We start from the raw sequence: 3,216 nt of genomic DNA on the forward strand, positions 1-3,216 counted from the left end.
CGCGCAGTTCCCCGCGCCCCTGGCGGGGCCCCTGCGGGGCCGCGGTCGCGGGTGCCGCCGAGGGGGCATCGGCGGGCGCGCCCCCGGGAACGAGCGGGCTGAGGCCGGTGTAATCCCTGCTGAACCCAGCGGAGCGCATGCGCTCACAGCGAACAGTTCCTTCTGCGGGATTCCCCGGAGGGACCCGCGCGTTAGGGTCCATGAGTACGAGGGCAGGGGAGTCCCCGGAGCCGTCCGACACGGCACGCACACGGGGTCCCACGCCCCCAGCAGAAGACGTGTAGACGGCCCGGCGCCGTCGTAAGACGAGCAGGTGGATACGTGACGAATCTGATGCCCACAGCCGCCGGCGACCCCATCGGTGGTGGCCTCGGCGACCAGGTCTACAACCGGCTGCTCGGCGAGCGGATCATCTTCCTCGGCCAGGCGGTCGACGACGACATCGCCAACAAGATCACCGCACAGTTGCTGCTCCTTGCCTCCGACCCGGAGAAGGACATCTACCTCTACATCAACAGCCCCGGCGGCTCGATCACCGCCGGCATGGCGATCTACGACACCATGCAGTACATCAAGAACGACGTGGTGACGATCGCGATGGGCATGGCGGCCTCCATGGGCCAGTTCCTGCTGAGCGCGGGCACTCCGGGCAAGCGCTTCGCGCTGCCGAACGCGGAGATCCTGATCCACCAGCCCTCGGCCGGTCTCGCCGGTTCCGCGTCGGACATCAAGATCCACGCCGAGCGGCTGCTGCACACCAAGAAGCGGATGGCGGAGCTGACCTCGTTCCACACCGGCCAGACGGTGGAGCAGGTCACCCGCGACTCGGACCGGGACCGCTGGTTCGACCCGATCGAGGCCAAGGAGTACGGCCTCATCGACGACATCATGCCCACCGCTGCCGGCATGCCGGGCGGCGGCGGCACCGGGGCGGCCTAGGACGGCCCAGCGCCGACCCATGCGCCGGCGCAGGCCGGCGCCGACCGCTCCGAGACCCCAGCCGACCGCCTCAGCCCTTATCAGGCTCTTCAGGAGACACAGTGAACGACTTCCCCGGCAGCGGACTGTACGACCGCGCGCAGGCCGAGTACACGGGTCCTCGCGCGGAGTCCCGCTACGTCATCCCGCGCTTCGTCGAGCGCACCTCGCAGGGCGTGCGTGAGTACGACCCGTACGCGAAGCTGTTCGAGGAGCGCGTCATCTTCCTCGGCGTGCAGATCGACGACGCCTCCGCCAACGACGTCATGGCGCAGCTGCTGTGCCTGGAGTCGATGGACCCCGACCGGGACATCTCGGTCTACATCAACAGCCCGGGTGGCTCCTTCACGGCGCTCACCGCGATCTACGACACGATGCAGTTCGTGAAGCCGGACATCCAGACTGTTTGCATGGGTCAGGCCGCCTCCGCCGCCGCGATCCTCCTGGCGGCCGGTACGCCGGGCAAGCGCATGGCACTTCCGAACGCGCGCGTGCTGATCCACCAGCCCTACAGCGAGACCGGCCGCGGCCAGGTGTCGGACCTTGAGATCGCCGCGAACGAAATCCTCCGGATGCGCGGTCAGCTGGAAGACATGCTGGCCAAGCACTCGACGACGCCGATCGAGAAGATCCGCGAGGACATCGAGCGCGACAAGATCCTCACGGCCGAGGACGCCCTCGCGTACGGTCTGGTGGACCAGATCATCTCGACCCGGAAGATGAACAACGCCGCGGTCGCGTGACGCATCGCTGTATCGTCTGCCGCTCCTTGACGCGGTTCACGACAAAGTGAACCGCGCCAAGGGGGGCCCGAACGGGGGGCTCGGCAAGGTACCGTCGGACATAAGGCAGCACCAGGAGCCGCTGGACCTAGGCGTCTCCCAGGCGAAGGGGAAGCACACCGTGGCACGCATCGGTGACGGCGGCGATCTGCTCAAGTGCTCGTTCTGTGGCAAGAGCCAGAAGCAGGTCAAGAAGCTCATCGCAGGCCCTGGTGTGTACATCTGCGACGAGTGCATCGACCTCTGCAACGAGATCATCGAGGAAGAGCTCGCTGAGACGAGCGAGGTGCGCTGGGAGGAACTTCCCAAACCCAGGGAGATCTACGAGTTCCTTGAGGGTTACGTCGTAGGCCAGGAGTCCGCCAAGAAGGCCCTCTCGGTCGCGGTGTACAACCACTACAAGCGGGTCCAGGCCGGCGAGAACAGCACCGGTCAGAACCGCGAGGACGCCATCGAGTTGGCGAAGTCCAACATCCTCCTGCTCGGCCCCACGGGCTCGGGCAAGACGCTGCTCGCCCAGACGCTGGCCCGCATGCTGAACGTCCCGTTCGCCATCGCGGACGCGACGGCGCTCACGGAGGCGGGGTACGTCGGCGAGGACGTCGAGAACATCCTGCTGAAGCTGATCCAGGCCGCGGACTACGACGTCAAGAAGGCCGAGACCGGCATCATCTACATCGACGAGATCGACAAGGTGGCTCGCAAGAGCGAGAACCCGTCGATCACGCGCGACGTGTCGGGCGAGGGTGTCCAGCAGGCCCTGCTCAAGATCCTGGAGGGCACCACGGCCTCCGTTCCGCCGCAGGGCGGACGCAAGCACCCCCACCAGGAGTTCATCCAGATCGACACGACGAACGTGCTGTTCATCGTGGGCGGCGCCTTCGCGGGCCTGGAGAAGCTCGTCGAGTCCCGTGCGGGTGCCAAGGGCATCGGCTTCGGCGCGACGATCCGCTCCAAGAAGGAACTTGAGGCGAAGGACCGCTTCGAGGACGTCATGCCCGAGGATCTGGTGAAGTTCGGGATGATCCCCGAGTTCATCGGCCGCCTCCCGGTCATCACGTCGGTCCACAACCTCGACCGTGAGGCCCTCCTCCAGATCCTGGTGGAGCCGCGCAACGCACTGGTGAAGCAGTACCAGCGCCTGTTCGAACTCGACGGCGTGGAGCTGGACTTCGAGCGCGAGGCCCTCGAAGCCATCGCGGACCAGGCCATCCTCCGCCAGACCGGCGCGCGCGGCCTGCGCGCCATCATGGAGGAGGTCCTCCAGGCAGTGATGTACGAGGTCCCGTCCCGAAAGGACGTGGCCCGGGTCGTCATCACCTCGGAGGTAGTCCGCTCGAACGTCAACCCGACCCTGATCCCACGCGACGCACGCGGCCGGGGCCCGGGGGAGCAGAAAACCGCGTAAGCGGCGCGCACATACGCGAGTTACGGCGAAGGGCCCCGGTCACCGACC

Annotated in this window: 3 protein-coding genes; all 3 read left to right on the plus strand. The window is 67.0% G+C overall.

The window, feature by feature from the left end:
- The first annotated feature begins 333 nt into the window (after positions 1 to 333).
- The gene (locus tag ACFWGJ_RS42905; protein ID WP_107016456.1) at positions 334 to 939 is read left to right on the plus strand and encodes an ATP-dependent Clp protease proteolytic subunit; all 606 of its coding nucleotides are present in this window, start codon (positions 334 to 336) and stop codon (positions 937 to 939) included.
- A gap of 101 nt (positions 940 to 1,040) precedes the next feature.
- Positions 1,041 to 1,721 (plus strand): ATP-dependent Clp protease proteolytic subunit, encoded by a 681-nt coding sequence (locus ACFWGJ_RS42910; RefSeq protein WP_282108147.1) that lies wholly within the window; start codon positions 1,041 to 1,043, stop codon positions 1,719 to 1,721.
- 160 nt (positions 1,722 to 1,881) lie between these two features.
- On the plus strand, positions 1,882 to 3,168 hold the full coding sequence (gene clpX / locus ACFWGJ_RS42915; protein WP_107016457.1) for an ATP-dependent Clp protease ATP-binding subunit ClpX: 1,287 nt from the start codon (positions 1,882 to 1,884) through the stop codon (positions 3,166 to 3,168).
- The last annotated feature ends 48 nt before the right edge of the window (positions 3,169 to 3,216 follow it).

The organism is Streptomyces sp. NPDC060205, from assembly GCF_042728395.1.
In the GTDB taxonomy this organism is placed as follows: Bacteria; Actinomycetota; Actinomycetes; order Streptomycetales; family Streptomycetaceae; genus Streptomyces.

Excerpts from the sequence above, each read along its gene's own strand:
- ACFWGJ_RS42905 (WP_107016456.1), top strand. The coding sequence starts at position 334 with ATGCCCACAGCCGCCGGCGACCCCATCGGTGGTGGCCTCGGCGACCAG.